Raw genomic sequence first — 24,658 nt, 5'->3', positions numbered from 1 at the left:
CCTCATACACGAACCGAAGATCTCTCCCTTTGGAAGACAGCTTATGCAGTATTTTATCCACCGCCGCCGTGTTGTTAGGCCATGTTCCGAACATGTCAACCTCTCCGCTTGCCCCTTCCGCCGTTGCTGCAACGATGCTTTCTTTGTGGACATCCATTCCGACATAAAGTACCTTGTTCATGACCCCTCCTTGATGTGGCTCTGAGTGATTGAAAACTAACAGCTTCCAATTACTTAACCCACGGTTTCAAGGAGCGGGTCAACCCCCTTGGCCTGAATCGCCGCCCGTATTACCCATAATATCTACGTCGCGTCGAACAGGATCGTAGGTTGGGTTAAGAAGTCCGGCTTTCAAGCATCACGCAGCCTTCGCTGATTTTGGACTTCGAACCCAACATAAGTGCGCCTGACTCGATTCATGACAGTATGGCGAAACATCAGGCTTTAAACGTTGCTTTCACCGCTTCTCACTTCCCCGTAACCTTTTTGATCAACAGCCTTCTAAGGCCCAGGTATCCCACGCCTCCCAAACAGGTAAACGCTAAAAACCATTTGATGTTCGTGGCTGCCCCGCTGATGACTACCAGGATGCCCGGAACGTCCGGGACCATGGGAATCATCACAAGGTGCAGGCAGTTTTCCAATAGGTCGCAGGTTGCGGCCACAAAAGGCATATAAAACAAAAAACGGTGCATGGACGCCTTGGCAGCGCCAAGCTGTTTGGACAGGGTCGCCACGGCCGAGGCCAGAAAAGCTGCGTAAATAAAGGGGTGGGGAAAGTCGAAATAGAAATGGTGGTAGTAGGCGCTGAGTTGATCCGGGGTCCAGCCCTGGACAATCTTGGCGAACATGGGGCCGTTCATGGTCATTTGCAGGTTCAGCATGTTCGCGCCCAGGGGATGGACAATCACGGCGATTATGCACTGATTGATCAGATACAAAACCAGAAGCCCCAGGCACACCTTGCCCGAGGATAAAAGGTCGAAAAGTTTATCGCCCAGCGTCGTTTTTTTTACGGTTTTCATGGCTTGCCCCTACAATGGCCTTGATGGTTTTTAGCACCGACTTTAATTTTTGAAAATTGGAAGACGACTTAAGGGAGTCGCCGCATTGCGCTTATTGCTTCCAGCCCCACCCAAACATCGACTAACATAGGCAAGATTGCCTAAAAAGTAAATCCTCCTTCCGCCCCCCATTTTTTCTCCAAAGTCATGCATCTTTCCTTAACTCCATCAACACGCCATTTGATGAGACTTTATCATGGATATCCGTATGCTTTTTTGATATTCATTGATATTCATTGATATTCATTGATATTCATTTACAGGTTCATTTGCCTTGCTTAATGGGGCGTTTCACTATTTAACGATGCAAAACAGTTTCAAAAACCACGTTTATTTTGAAAGGACTCAGCCATGATCGCGCCTCCGAACGGCTCGAAAATTAAATTGGAAGTGGAAAACGGACGCCAAAAAATCGTCATCCCTCACCCTTCGGGCGGCATAATGCGCTTTTTTTCGGCCGGGTTCCTTATGTTTTGGCTCATGGGATGGGCCGTCGGTTGGATCACCGCTTTTATCAGGCTGGTTAGCGGAGGCCTGGAACACATTCAATGGTTTTTGGTTTTTTGGCTGGGAGGATGGACAATCGGGGGGATTTTCGCATTTTTCATGCTGTATAGAATGCTTAGGCCCAGTTCCCCCGAAAGCATGGTAGTGGGCTATCCCGAATTGCAATACGATCCGGGCGCCAAGCCGTTTATGTTTAACAGGAGATCCTTGGGGCGTAATAACGGCATGGATTTCTGGAAAGACGTTTTCAAAAAGCGTAAAAAGGTTTCATTCTCCTCCGAGCAGCTTAATAGCCTGAAACTCCGGGAGTTTGAAGACGGCAACAGGCTTACCATAGACGTCGGACCGGAACGTTTGGATCTGGCCGTCTCCGCCTCTGAAATCGAACGGGAATGGCTGTTAACCAACTAAAAGAGCACTATCGGCTTGAGGCGAATTGAGAATAATCAGTATGCAATGTTTATCATCCCTCCTTTCCTTGAACATGCCATGCCTGCTAAAATGCAAGATGCAAAACAATCCAATGGAGTGGATGCATAATGTCCAAGCCCATAGCCACCGATCAGACCCAATGCTTTGACCAGGACGGAAAGACGATCCCTTGCCAGGGGACGGGCCAGGACGGAGAAACTCGAACCGGCGCGCCCTGGCCTGAGCTGCGTTTTACGGACGAAGGCCCGTGCGTGTTGGATAACCTCACCGGCCTCATGTGGACCAAGGACGCCAACCCCGAGGAGTTTCCCCTTTCCTGGGAGGAAGCCCTGGCAGCCGTGCAAGCCATGAACCGGGACCAAGCCCACGGCTATTCCGGCTGGCGACTGCCCACGCGGCCCCAGCTTTTTTCCCTTATCAGCCATACGGAGATCAATCCGGCCTTGCCCAAGGGGCATCCCTTTGAAAACGTATTCGCCGGATATTACTGGACTGCGGACTCCTGCGCCCGGTTTCCCAATCAGGCGTGGTACTTGCATCTGGGCGGCGCCCGGGTGTTTTCCGGCATGAAGCACGGCTCCTATATGGTCTGGCCGGTCCGCGAAGACGAACCCGGTTCAGGGCGAAAGACCGATCCATCAGCCGACCGCTTTATCACCCATGAAAACTGGGCGGAGGATTCCCTGACCGGCCTTGGCTGGATGCAGACGAGTTCTTTGCCAGCCAAGCCCGTATCCTGGCCCCAGGCGTTGGAGCTTGTCCGAAAATTGAACGAAGACGATGCCATGGGCTTTAACGACTGGCGCCTGCCCAATATCCGGGAGTTGGACAGCCTGATAGACCTGACCGCCCACACCCCGGCTTTGGCTCCAAGACATCCTTTTCCCCATGTGGAGTTGGGATATTGGTCCTCCACCACCAGCGTGTTTGATCCTTCCTACGCCTGGGTCCTGTACACCCAGGATGGCAGGATCGGGGTGGGATTTAAGACCGGCGAGGATTTTTTCGCCTGGCCGGTCCGGAGTCTGTAATCGTCCATGCGCCAGGTGTTTTTTCATATCTTTTTAGCCTGTTAGGCGAATTATTAAAGCCCGGATAGTGATCTGCATCAATGCTCTATGGTGAAATAGGGCAAATTAAGGAATGATTGGAAAAATTCTTGTTGTCCTTTTCCAATTCATTTGCGACATTATATTACGAACGCAGTGCTTTGGATTCGGAGGATCGGGCCGCCGGGAAATGGATCAGGCGGGCCGGTTTATAAAAAAAATCTTTCAAGGAGGCATGATAAATGACTTTTATGCGTCGCATTGGCATCCCCGTTACGATTATTCTGATTGTGAGTCTCGGCATGCTGGGGTGTGCGGATATGAACACCACCCAAAGAAAGACCGCACAAGGCGCCGCGGTCGGAACGGCGGCCGGGGCTGCATTAGGCGCTTTGATTGGCTCCACCCAAGGCGAAATGGGCAAAGGCGCCCTGATAGGAAGCGTGGCCGGCGCGGCGGTCGGCACAGCGGTTGGCCATAAAATGGGCAAGCAAGCCCAGGAACTGGAACAGATTCCCAACACCCAGGTGGAAGTGCAGGAAGACAAGGTGGTTGTCACCATGGATAACTCCATCCTGTTCGCCGTGAATTCCTCCACGGTTCAGCCCGCCGCCCAGGGAACCTTGCGGGACATCGCCCAGGTTATGGTCAAGTATCCCGACACCCAGATCATGGTCAAAGGCCATACCGACAGCACGGGCTCCGAAGAGTACAACCAGCAACTGTCCGAACGCCGGGCTAATGTGGTGAAGAATATTCTCATCTCCTACGGCGTGCCGGCTCATCGGATCACCGCCATCGGCCTGGGCGAAGTCATGCCCATCGCCAGCAACGACACCCCGGATGGACGCGCCATGAACCGCCGGGTGGAAATTGAAGTGCGGCCCATTCAGTAAGGAAAAGGGCGGCGATTTAGGAGACTGAACAGGGTTGGGAGAGGCGTGCGCCCTCTTGCCCGGCTTTTAAGACGGCGTTCCTAAAAAAAGCATTGAAAACAATACAGGGCGAATCCTTTCGGGTTCGCCCTGTTGCTTTACATCATTTCATTTCTACACAAGCGTACGGCAAGGGCTGCAATACACGGCGGCTTTTGGCGTATTCCATGAACACTTCGGCGTCCACAAAGCCCGTGTCCAGGCGTTCTCCCTTGGATTTCGCCAGGATCGAGTATCCGTCCCCGCCATGGGCCATAAATCCGTTGACCGCAACTTTATAAGACTCGCCGTCTTTGATTGCCGTCCATTTTCCCGCATCGTCCATATACTCCAAACCCGAAACCCGCTGACCGGGGGCGTTATCCTTAACAACATCGAACCGGCCGCCGGCCAGATAAGGAAATCCTCCGGCATTGGGCTTGACCGGATCAAAGGCCTGATCCACGGCTTCTTCAATGGCCCGTCTGATTTCCTGGCCGGAAAGGTCCAGGACGTATACGGTGTTGCCGAAAGGCAGCAGGTTATAAACATCCGCCACGGTCAAGGGGCCGGCCTGGACGTCAGTCCTTGCTCCTCCAGCGTTTAGGATGCTCAATTGGACGTTCTGGCCCACGCTCCGGCATTTATCGAGCATACTTTGGGCGATAAGGGGCGCGACCATGCTTCCTTGTTTCAGTACTTCGCCGGTTTCGGGATGGGCGGAGCCCGGAATGCGCACGTTGAGCAAATCCCGGCCGACCTTTGCTACAACTTGATGGCGGTATGCTTCCACTCCCTGGGAATACTTGGCCAACAGAGCCATGGCTTCCGGGTCTTTCGGGGTCGCTTCGATTTCCGGATTGCTTTGTATGGACGCCATAATGGCCTGTTTAACCTCCGGAGAGACCGGCGTCTTTTTTCCGGAAGCGTTCTTTCTCAGGAAATCGTCCCCGGCCAGAAGGGTGAAACGGCCGCCGCATTGGACCACTTCTCCTTCCTGGTCAAATTTCACGTCGAGAATTCCCAATCCCTTGGCCCAATCCCAGGCTTGGACAATGTACACGGGTTCGTTTTCCGGGTTCATGATTACGGTGGGATAGGGGCCGCTGGCTTTCATGCCTACAGATGAAAAATCTCCCAAAAGGGTGTGGGTATGCCCGCCTACGATCACGTCAATGCCCGGGACCGCCTTGGCCAGGGCCATGTCCCGGCCGTATCCCAAATGGGAAAGGACGATGATTTTATTGATTCCCTGTTCTTCAATCTTGGCGATCATTTGTTGAGCTGTCTTGATTTCATCATTGAATACTACGTAGGGCCCGGCATTGGAAATCGTGGCCGTTTCCGGCGTTATCAGCCCAATTATCGCCACCTCTTCTCCGCCGACTTTTTTAATGGTGTACGGCTTGAACACCCCCGCTCCGTTCGTTTTCATGATCATATTGGCCGCCAGGACGGGGAAATTCATTTCGCTGGCGAATTGTCTCGTAAAAACGCTTCCTTTATCGAACTCGTGATTTCCCAAGACCATGGCGTCGAATCCCAAGTGATTCATAAAATCGGCCTCGGCCTTTCCTTTATGGGTGGGAAAGTACAAAGTCCCCTGCACGGCGTCTCCGGCGCACAGGAGCAAAGATTGGGGATATTCCCCCCGAACTTTCTTGACCTTGTAAGCCAGGCGGCCCATGCCGCCCAAGGTCAGGTAGGTTTTTTCTCCGTCCAGAATCAGGCTGGCGGGAATTTCCTCCAAATGGGAATGGACGTCGTTCACGTGCATGAGCCGGAGTGTGAATACGGCTTCGGGCGTCGCCTGAGATGTTGCAGCGTTTTCGTTGTATAAGCATCCCGTCCAGAAAAGGACCGGGATAAGCATCATCAAAACGGTTAACCGCTTGATCGTTTTCATAATTGCTTCCTTATTAGGGTCTATTTAAACCGTTCGTCCGCACGGGTTTTCCGGGCGTTCTTTTGGGCTTCTTCCAGCCATCCGGTGCGCGAGAACTCCGGCGTGTCGAACTTGGGCACATAGGGCTTGATGTCCAGCAGGGGCGTGCCGTCCAGGACGTCGATGTTCTTCACGTGCACTATGTTTCCCTCCACCTTGACCACCTCCACCACGGAAAGCCCGATGGGGTTGGGTCTTTTGGGCGCCCGGGTCGAAAACACGCCCCGCTCCTCCTTATCCAAAAAAGGAGTCACTCTTAAATTGTAGCCATTGCTTTGGTGAAAGTGATATAATATAATGACATGGGAGAACCCGTCCACGTCTTTTAACCCCTCGGCGAGTTCCGGCAGCACCTCCAGCGCACCTTCAACCCCCCTGGCGCCGGCCGGCTGGATGGGCATTCCTTGCGTTTCTTTAAACGGCGTATGAATGGTTCCAATGGGATTCATCTGGATCATCTTTTGGGACTCCTGCATTTATATAAGCGGTCGCAAACCTACAAGAATAGGGCTTTTCACCCATACGAACAATTATGGCTCAGACTACCATCATACATACAGGGGGGAAGAATTATGGTCAAGGCTGTCAAGACGGAATTGGGGGTTGCTTCTTTTAGAATGTCCCTGAAAATGCTGGCCCTGCTGTTCAGGATCAGCCCCGCCTTTCGCAAGGAAATCGTGAACAAGGACACGGGATTCGTGTTTAACGCCCGGTATCAGTTTTCCACAAGGGACGATAAGGTCCACATTTTTTTAATCATCAACGAGGGGAACGTGCGCACGGGCCCAGGCAAAATTTCCAACCCGGACGTGATCATCTATTATAAGGACAAGGAGACCCTGGCCCGGATTTTTTCCAAAAGCCCGGAGGAGTCCCTGGACTATTTGCTCAGCAACGAAATGTCCTATACAGGCAACATGTCCTACCTCACCCGATTTTCTTACATTACCACCCTGGCGAACAACCTTTTGAGCAAAAAAAAGGCGTCCGAGGAAAGTAAGCTCTTCGCCCGTATTCAAGATATCGACCAGGGGGAAAAACGGCGTAAGCTCCAAAACGAAACCCTGGATAAAAAAGTGGACGCCGTAGAATTCCTGGAAGATCCATACCTGGGCCGGTTGACCCTGGAGGATTTTCCCCGCCTGAAATATTTGAAGAACAAACGCTTCTCCACCAAGCCCGCCGTATGCTCGGAAAGGGCCAGGCTGTTGACCGAGTTTCACCGAAAAAAGGGGTTTGAAACCGACCAGAGCGGCGCCCCTTGGCATCCGGGCCTGCGTCAGGCCCTGGCCATGAAGCACGTCATGAGCTGCAAAAAGCCCATCATTACGGACAAGCAGCTCATCGCCGGCTCCACCACAGCCAAGGAAGTGGGCGTGCCCGTGTATCCCGAATTGATCGGCACCACCATCTGGCCTGAGCTGACCACCATCATGGACCGGGAGCTGAATCCCAACGATTTGAGCGAGGAGGAAGCCCGCATCCTGAACTTTGAGGTGTTTCCCTACTGGATGGACCGGAACGTGCGGGAGCACTGCCGCCGGGAGTTCGGCAACCCCGTGAGCCAGCAATTGGAGGAGCGGTTCGTCCTTTATTTTATGATGAAGAACAACGCCATTTCCCACACCATTCCGGATTTCAGGAAGGTGGTGGAGGAAGGCCTGGAGTCCGTGGGCAAGGAAGCCCGGAAGCGGGAGCAGGAGGCGACGGATCAGGATCAGATCCTTTTTTACCGTTCCCTGTACGCGGCCGTGGAAGGGGTGCTGGCCTACGCCGAAAACCTGAAATACGAGGCCGTGGATCAAATTGCGGCCATGGACCCGGAAGATCCGGAGGAGGCCGTCCGCATCGCGGAGTTGAAGAAAATCGCCCAGGTGTGCGAAAGGGTTCCGGCCAAGCCGGCCCGCACTGTATATGAAGGCCTCATGGCCATCTGGATCAGTTTTGTCTGCCTGCATGTGGAGAACGCCAATTCCGCTCTCTCCATAGGCCGTTTGGACCAGATTCTCCAACCCCTGCTGGTTAAGGAAATGGCCCGGGTCAAGACCGATAAGGGCCGCGAGGAGGTGGTCAAAAGAACCATCGAACTGGTGGGGTCGTTTTTTCTTAAGCTGAACGATCATGACCCCCTCATGCCCAGTGTGGGCAACAAACTCTTCGGCGGCAGTTCATCCGACGACACCGTGACCGTGGGCGGCGTCACCCGGGAGGGGGAAAACGCGGTCAACGACATGAGCTACATCATTTTGAAAACCGCCGAAATGCTTTGCTTTCAGGACCCCAACCTGAACGCCAGGTATTATGAGGGAATCAACTCCCCCGAATACCTGCGCCGGCTGGCCGAGGTGAACATCAACATGGTGGCCTCGCCCAGCATCCATAACGACAAAGCCATGATCGACGCCCTGGTTCACCAGGACATCCCCATAGAAGACGCCCGGGACTGGGGCGTGACCGGATGCGTGGAGCCCACCATTGTAGGCAGGCATTACGGCCATACCAATTGCATGCTGGTGAACATGGTGGCGGCCCTGGAAATGGCCCTGAACAACGGAGTGCATCCGGTCATGGGGGATTTGATCGGCCCTCGGACCGGAGAGGCGGCCGCCGACTTTACGACCTACGAAGACTTTTTGGCGGCCTACAAGACCCAATTGAAATACCTGTGCGACATGTCCGTGGAGATCAACAATTACCTGGGTAAAAGCCATCAATACATTCATCCCACGCCCGTGCTTTCGGCCATGAGCACCGGCCCTATGGAAAACGGCAAGGACCTCATCGACGGCGGCGCCATGTACAACACCTCCGGAGTGGCCATGGTGTCCCTCACGGACGTGGTGGACAGCCTCATGGTCATCAAAAAGCTCATTTACGAGCAAAAGGCCCTGGATTTTCCCGCTCTCCTGGACGCCCTGGCCCGGGACTTCGAAGGGGACGCCAACGTGGTTCACGCCCGGGTGAACCGCATCCCCAAATTCGGTTCCGGCGACGAGGAAGCCATTTCCATCGCCCAGGACCTGATCGATTTTTGCTACGACGTGTACATTCCCCAAAAGAACTACCGGGGCGGGGCTTATTGGCCGGGATTCTGGTCCATCAGCTATCATGTGGGCTTCGGCATGCTGTCCGGCGCCCTGCCTTCGGGACGGAAAAGAGGCAAGGCGTTCACCCCCGGCCTGACCCCGGCGCCCGGCTCGGCCGAGCAGGTGCTGCCCAACATCCGGTCCGTGGCGGCCCTGAATCATTTGAAAATGCCCAACAACATCGCCTTTAACGTCAAGCTGGCGCCTCACGCCGGGGACTCCCACTCCAAGACCCTGGATTATTTTTCCAGCTATTTGCAAAGCTATTTCGAGCTTGGCGGCATGCAATGGCAGTTTAACGTGCTCACCACGGACATGCTGAAAGACGCCATGGACCACCCCGAGGATTACCGGTGGCTGATCGTGCGGATTTCGGGCTACAACGCGTATTTCGTCAAGCTGAACCGGAACATGCAGGAGGAGTTGATCGAACGCACCGAGTTTTTGAGTTAGGGCGAGTTGCCGCCGCGCAAGTGGAATAAAGCCAGTTGTTGGGTTTCGAACATAGTTTTATGACTTCGATTATTGTTCCTGTGCTAAGAGAGCTCCAGCCCTGGAAGCGATTTTCTTATCTCTACCCAACCTACTATTTTTACATGAAAAGGCGTAGGTTGGGTAGAGCTTGCGAAACCCAACAAAAGCAGGCGGCGGCAAACGCCCGGCTCAATTTTCATCGCCCAAATTGCCCGTCATCCCCGCAAGGGAGATCCGTTTTTTTCAGGATCGACCGCAAGCGGGGACCCAGCGTCGTTTTTCAAGATATGGAAAAGGTTGCGATTGCTGGTTTTTATGATCAGGCTTCTTGCATGACCGTGACGCGAGGGCTACTGAATAGGCGCAAGCGTCTGGGAGGACAATCTGTCGTAGGCCAGTTCCATGAGGGGCTTTAGGTTGACGATGTCCGCCGTGTTGTATGCGATCAAGCGGTCCAGGGCGGCCTTATCGCCGTTTCGCCAATCTCTCCACAGGAGCACGGCCTCGTAGCCTCCCAGCCCGTCGATATCCTCTCCGCGGCTGATGCCCAGGTCCTTTTCGATTTTTTTCAGGCCGCCCCGGTATCCCAGTTTCCGCAAGGCATGCATGAGGTCGATGTGCCCCTCGGGCAGGGTGATGGAAGGAAAGGACCGCCTGATGAAGGGCAGGTCGAACATGGCTCCGTTGAAGGTGATGACCATGTCGTATTCGGCGATGTCGATTTCAAAGTCAGGCAGATTGAATCCGTTCACGTAGGAGAAAACCTTTTGGCCGTCATACACGCCGATGACCGTGATTTCGTGCATGTCCTGGTCCAGGCCGCTGGTTTCGATGTCCAAAAAGGCGGTTTTGCCTTTGAAGCGGCGATACATCCGCCATGCTTGATTGGAAGGCAGCAGTTTTTTAAAATACGCCGGATCGTCCAGGTGCACAAGGGACTCTTCCAGGGCGGCCCGGATCACCCTGTCCCGCCCCGGGGAGAACACGGGGCCGGGCCAGTCGAGAAAATCCTGCCAGGTGGCTATCCCCTTGCTCCAAATGCGTTTTTCCGTTTTTTCGCCGATTCCCTGAATGTGCATAAAGGTGCGTTGGAGCAAGGCTGAGCCTCCTGGCTAAAGCTGAATTGGTTGTCTTCTAAACAGGGGAGGGGGGAGGATCAGTTTGCATCGTCCCAGTTGTCCTCGGCCTCGCATAAAAAGGCGGCGAACTCAGGGTCGTCCTTTTGGATGCGGGCTGCAATCTGCCTCCAGGTTTCGGTCACGCTGGAGTAACCTTTTTGTTTGATGAGGCCTTCTACATACATAAACAATTCGTCCCGGTTCATGCTGGACATATCCATGGCGTAAAGCTCCTTATGGTTTTACATGGTTTCGGGACCGCACGCGTGAAGCGCGGGTTCGGTCCTTGAGAGTCCGGCTTGAGGAACTTCTCAAGCCGGACTCTTTTTGAGCATTTTCGGAGCTAAAAATCAAGGGGGCGAGGCAAAAAGGACGTGGCGCCGATTAAAAACCGAACTCCTTGAGCAAGGCGTCCACCTCGTCCTGGGAGTGAACCGCGTCGTCCCGCTGGGCGTGGGAGGGGCCGTACAATTCCTCCTGCTGCTCCCCGGTTTTGTCTTTGGAGACTTTCACGCCGAATTTGGTGACCAGGTTCAGCAGTTTGGATTCCAGTTCCTTGATCAGGGTGATGATTTTTTGAATCACCTGACCGGTGAGGTCCTGGTAGTCCTGGGCCGTAAAGATGTCCACGAGGTCCTTGTTGGTGGCTGTGGTGGACTCCATGATGGAGTCGGTCGCGGCGCCGCAGGCCTGGACTTTTTCCCGGGCCATACGCAAAAGGCCATGCATGATGGGGATATTTTCAGCGCTGGGCTGGTCTTTGTTCTCCGTTGCCAGGTCCATCAATTTGTCCAGGGAGGCCATGAGGACTTCCACGTCGCTGGATGAGCTTTTCAGCTTGTCCATGAGGGCCATGCTTTTTTCATTTCTCTCCTGAATAACCTCCGTCAGGTCCATGGTGGTGGAGGCGGCGTTTTCCGTGAGTTCGATGATGTGCTCCAGTCGCAGGCTGGAGTCGGGCAGCTTTTCCTCCACCAGTCCTTTCATTTCCGGATCCAGGGTGTTGGAGAACTCCCGCAAAGATTCATGCAGCGCTCTGGCCATCTGGCCTATTTCACCAAAGAGGCCAAAGCCCGGGGAGCCTTTGGTAACGCCTTCCAGGATTGTTTCCGCCTCGTCAATATCTCCCGCAGAAAGTGCCTTCATGAATTCCAGCATCTTGGTGATAATTTCGGTCCCGTCCATGGCCGGATCCATCCCCGCCTCTTTGGTCATGCCGGAAGCCAGGGTTCCTGTGAAGGCGGCCTGGATGCCTCCGATTTTATCCCGGGGAATGGATAGCGTGACAGTGGGCTCGCCGTTTTCATCTTGACTGATGCATACGGACCCGCCTTCCACTTCCAGATGCTTCTGGAAGGTATCCATAAAATCTTCCGTGTCCATTCTCCACATTTCCACAATGGGGGGCATGATTTTGGGCTGGGTTTCTTTGGGGGCGGAGGACGCTTCCTGGAGAAGAGGCGGCGTTTGGAACTCGCCTGCGAAGGCGCGGCCCGAGGCTTCGACCGGGGCCAGGGAGTCCTCCAACATGTCCAAAACGTCCGGCAGGCCGTCCCCTGAGTCTTCCCCTAACGCATCCGCTATGATGTCCGCTGCGGCATCCTCGGCGGCGGCCTCCGGCTCCTGAGCGGGCAAAGGCGTCTGTCCCGACAAAATGGCCATGACCTCGGCCATGCCGTAATCCCCATGGTCTCCGTTCAGAGCCCGGTCCAGGCTTTCCAACAACGCGTCCAAGGCGAAAGAAAGCGTTGCGCAGGCCTCCAGGGCCGGCCCGTCGCCCAATTTATCGTCCATATAGACCAGAAGATTGTCGCATATTTCCATCAGTTCTTCGGCCATGAGCATTTCCAGGGTCGTCAATAATTCGCCGACCTGCGCCTTGGATTTGTCAATGCCCTCCGGGTCCGGGGCTGGGGCCTGAAAAATTTGTTGGACTTCTTTTACCGTTATTACAATATCTTGCAGGGTTTCGTTATCCAATTGCATGTTGGCAGCTCCTTAAGGAATATGGGGCGTAAGGATTTTCGTACACAGGGGGAATTTGCAAGAAGCATTCCATAGGCGCGGGGCGGGCTAAGGAAAATCACCTTTTTAAAGTCCGGACTTGAAAGACCCACCCAAGGCCTGATAAAGAAGGAATACGTCAACTTGGCAGCGTCCCGATTCAGCCTTCAAATTTGGCAACTTGCGAGAGTGCGTGTGGGTTTTTCCATCAAGAAAGTCGGTTATCCCCTTCTGGTTCCAGGTCTCCTGATAATCATTTCGAGCATCATGGTCTATTGGTGGCCTGATCTCGTGAGAACGGTGGGGGACGCAGGAAAGGCGAACGCCCTGCTGCAACTCCTGCCCGTCCTTCCTTACGCCGTGTTCAGCGCGGGCGTGATCATGGGATGGAGGTATAGCAACACGGGCATGATTTTGGGGTCCGCGGCATTGGCCTTAAGCTACGGATGCCTGGCGGCAACAGGCTCCGGTCCGGGAGCGGTCATGGGCGCCGGCGTCCTGGTGATGCTGCCCATAGACCTGTTTTTGCTGAGTCTGCTCACCAAGCGCAGGTTGTTCACAAGCCTGGGGATGGCGGCTTTGTCGGTTCTCGTCTTTCAGATACTGGCGATTTGGATTTTTTGCGAACCCGGCCTGACGGATCTGGTTAACACCACCCAGCAGCTTTCTCCGGAATTGGGAAAACGCTTCGCCAATATTCAAACCCGGCTTAACCTGCTTTTTAACAACCACTCCCCCCTGGGCATGGAGCATCTCTCTATTTTAGGCCAAGTAGCGTTTTGCTGGTCCTTCATCGTTTTTATCGCACGCCTCTACTTTGCGCCCGACCAGCTTGGCACAGGCTTTTTCGGCGCTTTATGCGCCGTGTTTTTGGGGGCGGTCATAGGGTCGCCCCAGGCTTACATGATTTTCTTTTTCACGGCCGGCCTCATCCTGCTCGTCACTTCCATCGAAGCATCCTTTTCCATGGCTTATATGGATGAACTCACCGGCCTGCCCGGCAGGCGCAGCCTGAACGAAACCATGCTCAACCTGGGCCGCAAATACGTCATCGCCATGATCGACATCGACCATTTTAAAAAGTTCAACGATACCTACGGCCACAAAACCGGGGATCAGGTGTTAAAGATGATTGCAACCCGTTTGGGCAAGATGGGCGGCGGAGCCAAGACCTTCCGGTACGGAGGCGAGGAGTTTACGGCCATTTTTCCCGGCAAGGAGATTTTCGAGGCCCTGCCTCACATCGAGAAATACCGCCTGGATATTGAAAACACCCCGTTCATTATCCGCAGCAAGGGCCGGAAAACCTCCAACGCCAGCGCCAGGGGCAAAGAACCCGCTCCAACCACCAAACGCGTAAAGGTCACGGTCAGCATTGGCGTGGCCGAGCCCACCAGGGCCTTGACCAAGCCGGAGCAGGTCATGAAAGCGGCTGACAAAATCCTATACAAAGCCAAGAAATCCGGCCGCAACTGCGTTAAATCCTCTCAAGACTAAGAATGGGGTCAAATCTACGTTTGACGTTTGAGCCAATAAATTCAGGATTACCCATGAACTTTGTGAGTGAATTAAAGCAAACCATAACTGAATGGAACAAGGATTCTAATGAAGATGAGTGGTTGTTTGAGACATTCCGACAACATTTTGTTGGTACGATGTCTACGGCGGACGCATTTCAAGCAATTGATGACGTTATTGAATTTTTAATTGGCTTGCCGGATGAGTCAACAGAGATAGAGGTTTTAGAAACAATAATCAGTTTGGCAAGACAAAGCAAGACCACAGAGGCGCCAACAAAATTATTGGAAAAGGCAGATACAATAGCCAAACAATTTGAAAAAATGGGGGATTATGCCCATAGGAAAATGAACGAGTTGTTTGGGTATTACCGAATAAAAGGTTATTATTAACATAGCGATGTAGGTTGGGTTGAGCTTGCGAAACCCAACAAAAATAGTATGTTGTAACCCGGAATTTTCCTCGCCTTGTCGCGGGAGAGAGTCAAAAAAAACATCACAAGCATGGGCGGCAATAGGCCGGGACGGGGGGCGTGTGTGCTTGGCCTTCGCCCCTATGGCCTAACCGCATTCTTTTTTGGCGAATATTTTTAATTCTTTATATCGCTTGCGCGAGTTCCTGCAAATATCATAGTAATTATAATAGGTTCCGTCTGAGTAGCACCCGTAGAGGCACGGGTACTGCGCCACCCGGGTGTTTACGAATATCTCCTGAGGATGCTGCTGAAAATAATTTCTCACCCCTTGAATGGCGGATGTGGTTTCGCCGTCATCCCTGAATAAAATGGGGTAATGGAATAACTCGCTTTTTAAGACAAAGCTGTCCTCTTCAAAATGGAACATGCAAAGATCCACGGGGTGGACGTTCCAAAGCCCGTCTTCGTCCAGGAAGACCATTTTCAGGATGCGGGCGGATTTCACCGCCTCTTCTATGGGCTGCAGATTATCCGGGGCGTCTGAACTCCAAATGGGTTCATAGTCATTTTTTATGACAAAATTATGGTGTTCATACCTTTCCAAAGGCATCCAGCAGACAGTGTCCGACTCGCCGGAAAAACTGAAAAATACCTTTTCCTCATTATTCCCGTAACAGAATGTGTTTGGCTCTTTGATGACGAACTGGCCCAGAACATGGACGCAGTGCGCAGCGCGGGTGAAGCCCCAGAACAGCCCATTGTTAATGAGTATATTGGGCAGAAGAAAGCCTTCCCAATGCCTTGGGCGGTTGGTGGGGATGTTTGCGTCCGGCATCATGACGGTGGACAGGGAGGCACCTTCTAACAGCGCCTGAATGATGTTTGAGTCGTCCATGATATCTTCCTTGTACAATAGGATTGACTGGAATTTGCACTCGAAAAACTATGCATAATTCATACCATGGATAAAAAGTCGCGGGCTTTGGCAAAAGCAACGGGGGCGAAAAACGGCTCAAACGTCAAACGTAGATCTGACCCCATGCTATCAGGCTTTGCGGGAAGCGCGCCGATATGGATCCTGGCGGTAGTACTCCTTCAACACGCGATACAATTCCGGGGCGTGCTCTACCATCTTTTGGGGCTGCTCGAAAAACTGCTCTGTGGCCACGGCGAAAAACTCCGCTTCGTTTACGGCCCCGTAACTTCTTAAAAAGGATTTTCTTCCATTTTTGGCGTTCTTTTTTAGGCGCAGGAATTCCTCGGAGCAAACCTGAACCCAATCCCTGTATTCGGCCCTGTCACGCAGGGGCGGCGTTCCGTCGGCCGCTCCGTCCAGCATGTCCAGCTTGTGGGCGAATTCATGATAAACCAGGTTATGGCCGTCTTCGCTGTTGCGTCCGCCCCGCAGGCCCGCATCCCAGCACAAAATCACGGGACCGCCCTTGAAAGCCTGCCCCAGGATAGGCTGGGGCGCCTCGACGGACGTGGGGGAGCTTTCAAAGAAGCTCCGCTTGCGCTGGGGCGGAGTGACGGTGGATGGATACACGATGATGGATTGGACGTTCCGGTAATAATTATGGGGCAGCCCCAAAAGAAGCAGGCAGGCCTGGGCTGCAATGGTGACCCGGATTTCGTCCGTCAGCTCCAGCTCTCCCGCTCCCTCCCAGTTTTTTTCTGCGACAAACACCTGGATCAGGGCATGGAGCTTTGCCCGTTCCTCCGCCTTCAGCATGCTGTAATAGGCCACGTTTTGACGCAGGATTTCTTTCCAGACCGGCGGAAAGGGGGCCTGGGTGAGTTTTTTTCTGCGGCGATCTGCGAACCAACGAAACATTGCGTCCCTTTCTTTACTTGAGGTTGGAGGCCTGCAAAGCCGCCATGCGGATGGCCGCTTCCATGCTGCCGTGGTCGGCCTTGCCGGTTCCGGCCAGGTCGTAGGCCGTGCCGTGATCCACCGAGGTGCGGATGATAGGCAGCCCCAGAGTGGTGTTCACCCCATCGTGAAAGTGGATCATCTTGAACGGGATAAGCCCCTGGTCGTGATACATACAGACCACGGCATCCCATTTGCCCTGCTGGGCGTGGTAAAACAGGGTGTCCGCGGGCCAGGGGCCGTCCAGGGCGATGTCACTGCCCTTGAAATGCTCCATGGCCGGGATGATCACGTCCCTTTCCTCCGTACCGAAGGCGCCTTCCTCGCCGGCGTGGGGATTGAGGGCGGCCACCGCCAATCTGGGGTGGGGAATTCCAAATCTTTCTTTTAACGCCTGGCCCGTCACTTCGACGGTTTCAATAAATTTTTCCCGGGTCACATGCGCCGGAATCTCGCTGACGGCCATGTGGATGGTCACCAACACCACCCGCAGCTTGTCTCCCGCCAGCATCATGACATACCTGCTGGTCCCGGTTCGTTGGGCTAACAGTTCGGTATGGCCGGCGAAAGTGTAGCCGGCCGCATGCACCGCCGCTTTCTGGATAGGGCCGGTCGTAACAGCCTGTATCCGGTTATCCCTGGCAAAATCCACCGCTGTGGTGATATATTTTACCATGGCTTCGCCAGTCTTTGCGCAAGGCGTTTTAGGCGCAAGCCGGGTTGGATCCAGGTCGGATACAGGCAGTATGTCCACCCGGCCGTACTCATAGGCGGCATCCTCCGGGGACCCTGCAGGACGGAAGTTCAGGCCGGACCGGATCAAAGATTCCGCCTGCTCCATAACCTTTAAATCACCGATAACCAGTGGTCGGCAAATCTTATAAATATCTTTGTTTTTAAGGGTTTTAACTATGATTTCCGGGCCGACTCCCACAGGGTCTCCCATGGTGATTCCGATGATTGGCAATGATTTCATTTCAGTCTCCTCCTGAAAAGGATCATAGTGCAGGAATTCAGTGATTTCAAGCGTCTAAGCACGCGCAAACAACTTTAACAATTACTTTAAGGATGACAACAAGGGTTTTAGTCCGTTTTAGCAGCGCTGATATAGGTTTTTTCAATACAACTTTTTTTTGAAAAAAAAAGATCAACCCCGAATTGCGCAAAACATAATGTTTTCAAAGTCCAACGGGGCCGGAAAGAGGCCCCGGCCCTCGATAGGGCCGATAATCGGAATAATTCAGAGGAAATCAGAGGAAATGGGAGATCGTAAAATTGTTAATAACTTCACAGGTGCACGGATGTTCCCAATATGCTTGGGAAAAGAAACCATAAAAGAAACAAGTGTGATTTTGGCGGTTTAAATTTTGTGTGTTAAAATTTGATTAAAAAATCAGGAAGTTATTTTTAGGACGCCCGCCGGATGTTTGAGATGCTTTTAAGAAGAAAATCGCTCTTATCCGATTTGACGTCAAAGGGCCTCTGCGCTTATAACGCTATCAACGCTTGGGTCACTTCGGCCCGCTTCAAAAAAAACCGCGAAAAAATATCTGAAAACATTCCCAATTGGACCGGCGCAGATGTTTAGTTGCGTCCATGCCCGGTGAGACGTCCGGGCAATCAGGGGCTATTGTAGCACACCCAAAGGATATTTTTTTTCAAATTTTTTGGGAGCGGCCAAAAAAAATTTTATAAGCGGTTGATGAAAAGGGGACGGCAAAAACCCGATCAAAACCGTACAGGATACCTTTGCGGTCGGGAAAAGCCTTAGAAATTTTTAACCTATTAAATTACTCGTAGGGAATATCCATGATGACAGATTCTATGCGGCTAGTCTGGGAAAAGGCCAAGGAAGCCATTCGTTCGCAGGTGCCGGATCAGGGATATCTCATGTGGATTGATCCGTTGAGGGTAGTCAAAGCCGCAGCCGACTCGGTTGTGCTGGGATGCCCAAACCCCTTGGCTAAGAAATGGTTGATGGACCACTATCGCGGCTTGCTGGAATCGGCGATGCAGCAGGCGGCCCAACGACCGTTAAAAGTCCTTTTGGAGGTGGCGGAGTGCGCGGCCGAGGCCCCGGAGACGCCCGAGGAGGCGCCTCAGCAGTTGTGCCTGCCTGCCTTCGCCGACATTCCCCGGCCCAGTTCGGGGAGGCTCCTTAACCGGGATTTCACTTTTGACAGTTTTGTGGTGGGGGATTGCAACGACTTCGCCTATTCGGCGGCGTTGTCCGTGGCCTCCAAACGTTCCAAACTCCATGCTCCTTTATATCTCCTGGCCCAGACCGGGTTGGGCAAGAGCCATTTGTCTCAGGCGGTGGGGCGCCAGGTGATGCAGGAAAGCCCCGAGGAGCGGGTTTTTTACATCACTGCGGAAGATTTCACCAACGAGATGATAGGGGCCCTAAACACGGGAACCATTTCCTCGTTCAAGGAAAAATACCGCAGGAACTGCGACACGTTGATCCTGGAAGACGTCCATTTTTTGAGCGGAAAAAATCGGACCCAGGATGAATTGGCTTTTACCTTGGATTCCCTCATGGAAACCAACAAGCGCCTGGTTTTCACCAGTGCGTATCTGCCTTCGGAAATCCCCAAGATGCACGATTCCATGCGGTCCAGGCTCAACGCCGGAGTCATCTCCAGCCTGGAAGCCCCGGATTTCAGAATGCGAATGCGCATACTTCAGCGCAAAGCCAATTCCGCCAAGATTGCCCTGCCCATGGACGTGGCCGAATTCATGGCCTCCGAACTCACCGGGGACATCCGCCACCTGGAAAGCGGCATCAAAGGCCTGGCCGCCAGAAATTCCATCATGGGGCGCGGCATCGACCTGAAAATGGCTCGGGAAGTGGTGGGGAACATCGTCAGGAACAGAAAAGCCTTGACTCTGGGCGTCATAACAAAGATGGTTTGCAAATATTACCGGGTCACCGAAGAGGATTTGCGGTCCCGGTCCCGGAAGCAAGCCATAGCCCGTCCCAGGCAGGTCGCCATGTATTTGGGCCGGCGCTATACGGATCAGTCCCTGCAGGCCATTGGGCGGACCTTCAACCGCTATCACGCCACAGCCCTCCATGCTGTGGGCGTGGTGGAACGCCACATCCGCGAAAATGGGGACATGCGGGAGCCTGTCCTTTTCCTGTGCGGGAAAATTGAAGCCGGGGAGTTTTAAAACCTGACGATATCATTTTTTCCGCAGTCATGAAGCTGCCTATTGGGCCTTCCCTGCAGCCTGCTGCGGGGGAGGCCCTTTTTTATTATGCCTATAGACGCCGCCATTATAAAAATCCTGAAAAAAATCGTGGGTCCCAAACACGTTCACGACTCGTGGCATCAGCGGGCGGCTTACGCCTATGACGCATCCAACAGGGATTTTGCACCCGACGCCGTGGTTTTTCCGGCCACCACAGCCCACGTGGCTGAAATCATCAATCTGGCCAATCTCAATAATTTTTACGTCATCCCCCGAGGCGCGGGAACGGGCATGACCGGCGGGTCCCTGGCCGTGAAGGGCGGGGTGGTTATGCCCCTGACCCGCATGGATCAGGTGCTTGGCGTGGACCCGGCCAATCTGACGGCGGACGTGGAGCCCGGGGTGGTCACCGGAGATTTTCAGAAGCTGGTGGAAGCCCAGGGCCTGTTTTATCCCCCGGACCCGTCCAGCTCCGCCTACTGCACCATGGGCGGGAATGTGGCCGAATGCGCGGGCGGCCCCAAGGCCGTCAAATACGGCGTCACCAGGGATTACGTCCTGGGCCTGGAAGCGGTCACCGGCGCAGGAGAGGTAGTCGCCACCGGCGTGCGCACGGCCAAAGGCGTCGTGGGCTACGACCTCACCCGCCTGATCACCGGGTCCGAAGGCACCCTGGCCGTCATCACTCGGATCACCGTGCGCCTGTTGCCCCTGCCCGAGTCGGTGCGCACCATCACGGCGGTGTACGATAAAATCGACGACGCCGCCAAAACCGTGGCCGCCGTCTTCTCCGCCGGCATTATATGCCGGAGCATCGAATACCTGGATCAGGCGGCCATAGGATGCGCCGAAAGCCACCTGGAAATCGGCCTGCCCACGGACGCGGAAGCCATTCTGCTTTTGGAAGTGGATGGCGATCCCCAACAGGCGGAGCGCGCAGCCGAACGCGTAGCCAAGGTCTGCCGGGACCAAAACGCCCGCACCGTGTCAGGCGTGGACGACGCCGAAGCCGCCGCCAACCTCTGGAAAGCCCGCAAAGGGCTGTCGCCGGCGCTTTTCAAATACGGCCCCCATAAAATCAACGAAGACATTGTGGTGCCCCGCACAAAAATTCCCGCCGTGGTGCGCAGGATCAACGAACTCCGGGCTAAAACCGGCCTGACCATGGTCAGCTTCGGCCATGCCGGGGACGGAAACATCCATTTCAACATCATGCTGGATAAGGAAGACCCCGTGGCCCTGGAAAAGGCCGAGTCCGCCGTGGTGGAGCTTTTTGACTACGTCCTGAAACTGGGCGGCACCATTTCCGGCGAGCACGGCGTGGGGATATCCAAAGCTCCGTATTTTGACATGGAAATTCCCCCCGCCCAGATGGAAATCATGCGCCAGATCAAGGACGTGTTCGACCCCAACCACATCCTCAACCCCGGCAAGATGTTTCCGCCGGAGACCTAAAGCCTTTTTTTATCCCCAAAGAAATGCGGGAGACGTGCAGTCTCCCGCAGGCATATAACGTTTGGGCTTTTTCAAGTCCGTATATCTGTGTTTGCAGAGAATTGCCCAGGAAGCCGGCCGCCGCAGCGGTCCCGGAATATCAGGAGGTCCTGCCCCTGAAGTCGAGAGGGCCTGACGGGCCTTTGTCTCGGATCCAGCCCTGGAAGAGCCTGTCTGTCTGATCCCCCTCCGGCCAGAAATAGCGGGAGTCGCTGCCCAACATCAACTCGATGGCGCCTTCCGAGTCGTTCCCGTCTTCAATGCACCAGGCGATTCGATTCGCTTCGATCAGAGGTTTGACGAGCGTTTTTCCGGCATAGGTTATGGCTCCGTCGGGTTTGATTTCCAGGTTGGAGGCATCGTGCCAGGTCCCGGTCGCCCCGCCGAATTTTACGCCGCAGGTGTATTTGCCGGTGAAATAAAAGTTGAGATGCTGCTTTTCCCAGGAGGCTTTGTGGATGCGGCCGCTGTTATTGGCGCTCAGGATATTGATGCTGGTCTGCACCTGGTCGTAAAGCACGTTGAACTTATCGGAGACGATTTCGCCTTCTTCGCCGCCTTCGTTCATGGCCCAATAGCCAAGCAGGCCATTGTGCCGGTCGATTTCGTCCGCGAGGATATTGTCGAAAATATCGCCCTGGATTTCCTTTTGGGAGCGGGCTTTGTTCCACAAGGCCACGTTTGCGATGTCCCCCTTGAACCACCGCTTGTCCCACTCGGGATTGGCGTTTTTGGCGAAGACAAGGTCTCCGCTGTATTGCGTGATGTTCCCCTTGACGGATTTGCTGAACCAAAGCTCTCCGTCCACATACATTTTGATGGTTTTGCCGTCAAAGGTTCCCGCCAGATGATACCAGCGTTTGGCTTGCAGCTTGGGGGACTTTGCCGGATCGTCGGGCTGGGCGTAATAATGGGTCTTGCCAATGGTGACCATCATGCGGGGAATGGCTTCCCCCACACGCAGCTCCCATCCGCTTTCCGGGCCGTGCTTGGAAACCACGGCGTCCTGCCAGTTTCCGCCGTTGAAGGATTCGGCGCGCATCATTACCTCAACCGTAATCTCCTTGGCCGTGGCGATTTCAGGAGAGTTGGGAACCGATGCATAGGAGCCGTCATTGCCCTTGAAGCTGACCGAGTAGTTTTTCACCTTTTTGGCGTCGGCCGTAGGATCGCCCAGGAGCAGGTACATCTTGATGTTCTGCTTGGCCAGGTCGCTGGTATCATTCTGCCATAACTTGGCCGTGCCGTATTGGGCGATATCGCCGATGCTGGTGTACCGTTCGTTGATGATTCCTTCCCACAAAAACTTGTCGAATTTGTGATTAACAGCAGTGTAAGAGGGCCGCGACGCGCCCCAGAATCCCGCGGATTTCAGCTTGCTGATCCATGTTTCGCCAAAGCACGGGCTCGTCCAGTCAATGAAGTTGTTCAGGCAGCAGATGCTGAGAACCAAGGGCGTCTTGCTTCCGGTTTTCAGGTTGGTGACGTCGTTGATGTTCAATCCGTTGGAAGCCTGCCAGGCGGTCTGGGAGCCGTGTCCGCGATAATTCACGATATCCACGCCCCCGTTTTTGGCGACGTGGTGGTTGTCCCGCTCGTTGAGCCTTTCAATGATCTTCGCCTTGGTCGCCGCGGGATCGCTGCCGTAGTATTTCAGGGCGGCGTTGTAGTCCCTGCGCTTTTCCCCGTCAATGGCGACGGCAATGGCGTCCTTGCATTGCTCGTAATCGTTGCGCTGGTAGGTGGTGAGCATAATGACGTCCCGCCATTGGCTGCCGTGCCGGCCGAAGGCGAGGGCGCGTGCGCAGATTTTTTTCATGGTATCGGAGTCGCTTGCCGGAAAGCGGCCGACCAGGAGTTCCGGCAGAATATCTCCGGATATGTCGGCATAGAAATGATCCGAGGCCATGAGCCCATGATGCGGCTCGTCGCCCGGATCGTTCCAGGTTGCGCAGGCCGTATGGTGGGTGGGGATTTTGTCCGCGTCTCCTCCCAGGATCACCCATTTGGGGCGCAGCGCCCAGTTATTGTAGGCATAGGTTAGAAAATCCTTGATGGAAACATCGTCCCCGGTTGCCGGGAATTCCTTCTTGATGTCATTCAGCAGTGCGAGCTTGACCGTGTGGTCCAGGTTGCGAATGTCGATGAAATTTTTAAAGGCGTCCTTGAGATCGCCGGTGGTCACGATGACAAAATCGCCGTGGTTGCCGGGGTCCTTGAGCTTTTTGGGTTCTGCCGCTTTTACGTCCACGTCTGCGCCCAGCTTGTCTTCCATCTTAGAGGCCGTTTCCGCGTCGAGAATCAGGGAGTCCAGAATGGCGTTGGATGCCTGGCCGCGTTTCATGGGGGCGCAGTCCATGCCGGGCTTGGTGTCGTAGGTCACTTCCAATTCCAAACTTTCCACCAAAACGACCTTGCCAGTCTGGGGATTGTACTTGGCCGGAAAAACCAATATGTGCGCCACCAAACGGCCGGAAACCCGTTTTTCCCCCACGAACTCGAAGGGCTGATCCGGCGCAAATGCGTCTTTCCCGTATATGCCGGGGTCCGGTTTGTACACCTCCGCATGACCTTCGATGGAGGGCTCCGCCACGGGAATCAGGTTGTATTTCCCGTCAAGCTCGCGATCCGTCTCCTTGAGCAGCTTTACCGCCGTAACCTTTGCGTTGGGCGGAATGGCCACAAAGAGCCCTTCCTGGGGGACGGCCGGATGGCCCGGCTGCGTGTGCACCCCCGCGCTGGGAATGTCGATGAGGTCATACACATTCCCCCGATACTCCAGTTCATCCATCCAGGCGCCGGTCAATTCGTATGTTACGATTGTGGCGCCGCCGCCCTGATCGTCAACCCCCAGACTGCGCACTTTGGAGTAATCCGTCTTGGAGATTGACTTGTCCGCTTCCTTGCCGATGTCGGCTTTTCCGGACGCTGAGATCCATTTTCTTTTTTCCATGGCCGCCTCCTTGTTATTGTTTAGTACATAATACACATAATGATTTTAAAAAAATCATGACTCGCCTCTCACACCCGGGGCGAATCATGACGCATCTAAAAAGCCTTGTTTTAACGCCTCTATCAAGGGGCGAAAAAACAAAGGCCCCATGAAGCCCATTTACGGATCATTGATTAAACTATCAGCTTGGCAAAAATCCCAATATACCAAATGGTTAACAAAGTCTGCGCAAAGGCGCCCGTCGGCAAGAGAATGGATATTCATTACCGGTCTTCGACTTAGCGCGCCGCTTCAGTTCTTTGAGATTCGTCAACCCTATGCCAGTTGCATGAATTTGTCGTAATATGTTTATCGTTTAGTATATGGTACATGACAGGCCGGGGCTTCGTCAATCATTATCTCACCATTAATTTTATTCCCAAAGAGGACCGTGGGAGGCTCTCAGCTATCCCTTGGGCCTCAACTTATTTGAAACCGGTCTTTTCGTGACCGGGCCCGAGTATTCACATTGCTTTACCTCATCCCTTCCGGCTTGGTAGTATGTTAGTTGCATATTGGTTTCGCTCCTAACAGGTGAGCAAACCGATTCCAATTGATCCGCAAGCGGGGAGGTATTT

Annotated in this window: 18 protein-coding genes and 1 pseudogene; 8 read left to right on the top strand and 11 right to left on the bottom strand. The window is 54.0% G+C overall.

Annotated features, from left to right (window positions below; translation table 11 throughout):
- Positions 1-181: pseudogene (locus G491_RS0106225) on the bottom strand (IS110 family transposase); the annotation flags it as partial.
- Between the two features lie 286 nt (positions 182-467).
- Entirely contained in the window at positions 468-1,025 is a 558-nt protein-coding gene (locus G491_RS0106220; RefSeq protein WP_028313957.1) for a hypothetical protein, read from the bottom strand.
- Between the two features lie 390 nt (positions 1,026-1,415).
- Between G491_RS0106220 and G491_RS33465 the strand changes: the two genes are divergently transcribed.
- The 3 genes from G491_RS33465 to G491_RS0106205 all read left to right on the top strand — a co-directional run bounded on the left by G491_RS33465 (position 1,416) and on the right by G491_RS0106205 (position 3,948).
- The gene (locus tag G491_RS33465; RefSeq protein ID WP_028313956.1) at positions 1,416-1,982 is read left to right on the top strand and encodes a hypothetical protein; all 567 of its coding nucleotides are present in this window, start codon (positions 1,416-1,418) and stop codon (positions 1,980-1,982) included.
- Positions 1,983-2,110: 128 nt separating this feature from the next.
- Positions 2,111-3,034 carry an Lcl C-terminal domain-containing protein gene (locus G491_RS0106210; protein ID WP_028313955.1) on the top strand — a complete coding sequence of 308 codons (924 nt, stop codon included), beginning with the start codon at positions 2,111-2,113 and terminating at the stop codon, positions 3,032-3,034.
- A 260-nt stretch (positions 3,035-3,294) separates the two neighbouring features.
- Positions 3,295-3,948, top strand: coding sequence for a YiaD family glycine zipper/OmpA-like lipoprotein (locus G491_RS0106205; RefSeq protein ID WP_028313954.1), 654 nt, complete (start codon positions 3,295-3,297; stop codon positions 3,946-3,948).
- 142 nt (positions 3,949-4,090) lie between these two features.
- On the opposite strand, the gene G491_RS29660 is transcribed toward G491_RS0106205, so the two are convergent.
- Positions 4,091-5,872, bottom strand: a complete 1,782-nt coding sequence (locus tag G491_RS29660) for a bifunctional metallophosphatase/5'-nucleotidase (protein ID WP_051327069.1) — start codon at positions 5,870-5,872, stop codon at positions 4,091-4,093.
- A 20-nt stretch (positions 5,873-5,892) separates the two neighbouring features.
- The gene (gene tsaA / locus G491_RS0106195; RefSeq protein ID WP_035217819.1) at positions 5,893-6,369 is read right to left on the bottom strand and encodes a tRNA (N6-threonylcarbamoyladenosine(37)-N6)-methyltransferase TrmO; all 477 of its coding nucleotides are present in this window, start codon (positions 6,367-6,369) and stop codon (positions 5,893-5,895) included.
- Between the two features lie 114 nt (positions 6,370-6,483).
- Here tsaA and G491_RS33460 point away from each other — a divergent pair, with 114 nt between their 5' ends.
- On the top strand, positions 6,484-9,450 hold the full coding sequence (locus tag G491_RS33460; protein WP_051327068.1) for a pyruvate formate lyase family protein: 2,967 nt from the start codon (positions 6,484-6,486) through the stop codon (positions 9,448-9,450).
- 371 nt (positions 9,451-9,821) lie between these two features.
- Here the strand turns inward: G491_RS33460 and G491_RS0106185 are convergent, their stop codons facing one another.
- From G491_RS0106185 to G491_RS0106175, 3 genes are all read right to left on the bottom strand, one after another.
- Positions 9,822-10,568 carry a ribonuclease H-like domain-containing protein gene (locus G491_RS0106185; RefSeq protein ID WP_028313952.1) on the bottom strand — a complete coding sequence of 249 codons (747 nt, stop codon included), beginning with the start codon at positions 10,566-10,568 and terminating at the stop codon, positions 9,822-9,824.
- A 59-nt stretch (positions 10,569-10,627) separates the two neighbouring features.
- Positions 10,628-10,810: a hypothetical protein gene (locus tag G491_RS0106180; protein WP_015949989.1), complete on the bottom strand. Its 183-nt coding sequence runs from the start codon at positions 10,808-10,810 to the stop codon at positions 10,628-10,630.
- A 163-nt stretch (positions 10,811-10,973) separates the two neighbouring features.
- Complete coding sequence (locus tag G491_RS0106175) at positions 10,974-12,575, bottom strand: protein phosphatase CheZ (protein ID WP_028313951.1); 1,602 nt, start codon at positions 12,573-12,575, stop codon at positions 10,974-10,976.
- A gap of 213 nt (positions 12,576-12,788) precedes the next feature.
- On the opposite strand from G491_RS0106175, the gene G491_RS33455 reads away from it, so the two are divergent.
- Both G491_RS33455 and G491_RS0106165 read left to right on the top strand, forming a co-directional pair.
- Positions 12,789-14,090, top strand: coding sequence for a GGDEF domain-containing protein (locus G491_RS33455; protein ID WP_157468017.1), 1,302 nt, complete (start codon positions 12,789-12,791; stop codon positions 14,088-14,090).
- 53 nt (positions 14,091-14,143) lie between these two features.
- Entirely contained in the window at positions 14,144-14,503 is a 360-nt protein-coding gene (locus G491_RS0106165; RefSeq protein WP_028313950.1) for a hypothetical protein, read from the top strand.
- A gap of 168 nt (positions 14,504-14,671) precedes the next feature.
- Here the strand turns inward: G491_RS0106165 and G491_RS0106160 are convergent, their stop codons facing one another.
- The 3 genes from G491_RS0106160 to pdxA form a co-directional block, all read right to left on the bottom strand.
- A complete protein-coding gene (locus G491_RS0106160; RefSeq protein ID WP_028313949.1) occupies positions 14,672-15,421 on the bottom strand; it encodes a hypothetical protein in 750 nt (249 codons plus the stop codon).
- A 150-nt stretch (positions 15,422-15,571) separates the two neighbouring features.
- The gene (locus tag G491_RS0106155; protein ID WP_028313948.1) at positions 15,572-16,360 is read right to left on the bottom strand and encodes a M90 family metallopeptidase; all 789 of its coding nucleotides are present in this window, start codon (positions 16,358-16,360) and stop codon (positions 15,572-15,574) included.
- Positions 16,361-16,373: 13 nt separating this feature from the next.
- Positions 16,374-17,375 carry a 4-hydroxythreonine-4-phosphate dehydrogenase PdxA gene (gene pdxA, locus G491_RS0106150; RefSeq protein ID WP_028313947.1) on the bottom strand — a complete coding sequence of 334 codons (1,002 nt, stop codon included), beginning with the start codon at positions 17,373-17,375 and terminating at the stop codon, positions 16,374-16,376.
- Positions 17,376-18,208: 833 nt separating this feature from the next.
- On the opposite strand from pdxA, the gene dnaA reads away from it, so the two are divergent.
- Both dnaA and G491_RS0106135 read left to right on the top strand, forming a co-directional pair.
- Positions 18,209-19,573, top strand: coding sequence for a chromosomal replication initiator protein DnaA (gene dnaA, locus G491_RS0106140; protein ID WP_051327066.1), 1,365 nt, complete (start codon positions 18,209-18,211; stop codon positions 19,571-19,573).
- An 87-nt stretch (positions 19,574-19,660) separates the two neighbouring features.
- Positions 19,661-21,049, top strand: coding sequence for an FAD-binding oxidoreductase (locus tag G491_RS0106135; protein ID WP_028313945.1), 1,389 nt, complete (start codon positions 19,661-19,663; stop codon positions 21,047-21,049).
- Positions 21,050-21,188: 139 nt separating this feature from the next.
- Here the strand turns inward: G491_RS0106135 and G491_RS0106130 are convergent, their stop codons facing one another.
- Entirely contained in the window at positions 21,189-24,041 is a 2,853-nt protein-coding gene (locus G491_RS0106130) for a C25 family cysteine peptidase (protein ID WP_028313944.1), read from the bottom strand.
- Between the last annotated feature and the right edge of the window lie 617 nt (positions 24,042-24,658).

Origin of the sequence: Desulfatibacillum aliphaticivorans DSM 15576 (assembly GCF_000429905.1) — a bacterium.
Taxonomy (GTDB): domain Bacteria; phylum Desulfobacterota; class Desulfobacteria; order Desulfobacterales; family Desulfatibacillaceae; genus Desulfatibacillum; species Desulfatibacillum aliphaticivorans.
Note: the sequence above shows the minus strand (reverse complement) of the source record. Positions and strands in the feature narration are given on the sequence as shown.

Bases quoted from the DNA above. Each gene is read 5' to 3' on its own strand.
- G491_RS0106180 (WP_015949989.1), bottom strand. From the start codon at position 10,810: ATGGATATGTCCAGCATGAACCGGGACGAATTGTTTATGTATGTAGAA.
- dnaA (WP_051327066.1), top strand. From the start codon at position 18,209: ATGATGACAGATTCTATGCGGCTAGTCTGGGAAAAGGCCAAGGAAGCC.
- G491_RS0106135 (WP_028313945.1), top strand. From the start codon at position 19,661: ATGCCTATAGACGCCGCCATTATAAAAATCCTGAAAAAAATCGTGGGT.
- G491_RS0106155 (WP_028313948.1), bottom strand. From the start codon at position 16,360: ATGTTTCGTTGGTTCGCAGATCGCCGCAGAAAAAAACTCACCCAGGCC.
- G491_RS0106220 (WP_028313957.1), bottom strand. From the start codon at position 1,025: ATGAAAACCGTAAAAAAAACGACGCTGGGCGATAAACTTTTCGACCTT.
- G491_RS0106130 (WP_028313944.1), bottom strand. From the start codon at position 24,041: ATGGAAAAAAGAAAATGGATCTCAGCGTCCGGAAAAGCCGACATCGGC.
- pdxA (WP_028313947.1), bottom strand. From the start codon at position 17,375: ATGAAATCATTGCCAATCATCGGAATCACCATGGGAGACCCTGTGGGA.
- G491_RS0106165 (WP_028313950.1), top strand. From the start codon at position 14,144: ATGAACTTTGTGAGTGAATTAAAGCAAACCATAACTGAATGGAACAAG.
- G491_RS33465 (WP_028313956.1), top strand. From the start codon at position 1,416: ATGATCGCGCCTCCGAACGGCTCGAAAATTAAATTGGAAGTGGAAAAC.
- G491_RS0106160 (WP_028313949.1), bottom strand. From the start codon at position 15,421: ATGGACGACTCAAACATCATTCAGGCGCTGTTAGAAGGTGCCTCCCTG.
- G491_RS33460 (WP_051327068.1), top strand. From the start codon at position 6,484: ATGGTCAAGGCTGTCAAGACGGAATTGGGGGTTGCTTCTTTTAGAATG.
- G491_RS29660 (WP_051327069.1), bottom strand. From the start codon at position 5,872: ATGAAAACGATCAAGCGGTTAACCGTTTTGATGATGCTTATCCCGGTC.
- G491_RS0106205 (WP_028313954.1), top strand. From the start codon at position 3,295: ATGACTTTTATGCGTCGCATTGGCATCCCCGTTACGATTATTCTGATT.
- tsaA (WP_035217819.1), bottom strand. From the start codon at position 6,369: ATGATCCAGATGAATCCCATTGGAACCATTCATACGCCGTTTAAAGAA.
- G491_RS0106175 (WP_028313951.1), bottom strand. From the start codon at position 12,575: ATGCAATTGGATAACGAAACCCTGCAAGATATTGTAATAACGGTAAAA.
- G491_RS0106210 (WP_028313955.1), top strand. From the start codon at position 2,111: ATGTCCAAGCCCATAGCCACCGATCAGACCCAATGCTTTGACCAGGAC.